We start from the raw sequence: 715 nt of genomic DNA on the forward strand, positions 1-715 counted from the left end.
AGGAGGGTAGGGGGACGGACGTGCCATGACTCGATCCTCTCAAGGAATCGAGCCTCCATCAGACCCGGACCGCTTCACTTCGAGGTTGTTACGCATGTCATCGCGCCGCCGGATCGGGTCTTTGACATCTCGCTGGATGTGGGCGTTCATACCACCTCGATGGCGGGCTCGTCCGAAAAGGCGGTCGGCGGAGTGACCGCCGGCGGCTTGGGGCTTGGTGAGAGCGTCACCTGGCAGGCACGACACTTCGGCATCCGCTGGCGGATGACTTCCACGATCAGCGCTTACGACTGGCCGGGATATTTTGTTGACGAGCAGGTGTCGGGCCCGTTCAAGCACTGGCACCACGCTCACCGTTTCCAGCCCGCTGGTCATGGCACCACGGTGATGAGCGACATTATCGATTTCGCCGCGCCCCTTGGTCCTCTGGGGACCATCGCTGAAATCTTGGTCCTCCGCCGCTACATGCGCAGGTTGATCCGAGTCCGGAACTAACACGTCAAACAGGTTGCCGAAACCGCTCCCGCAGTTGAGTGATGATCCGCCACGTTAGACCACATCGTGTGAGGCGGTTTGAGCATTCCGTTGAGATGGACCAGATTGGATGAGACAACCTCTGGAGAATGTGCTAAATGGACCAGGGCCCCGGCGTTGATTCGCTTTGTCCTAGTTTGTCGGATTGATCAGATGGTGTAGACGGCGAAGGCGTCACCGT

At 59.3% G+C, this 715-nt stretch carries 1 protein-coding gene; it reads left to right on the forward strand.

The window, feature by feature from the left end:
• On the forward strand, positions 1–495 hold a 495-nt coding region (locus ACSDR0_RS50955; RefSeq protein ID WP_435296193.1), incomplete at its 5' end, for an SRPBCC family protein.
• Between the last annotated feature and the right edge of the window lie 220 nt (positions 496–715).

Origin of the sequence: Streptosporangium sp. G11, assembly GCF_051192615.1 — a bacterium.
Taxonomy (GTDB): Bacteria; Actinomycetota; Actinomycetes; order Streptosporangiales; family Streptosporangiaceae; genus Streptosporangium.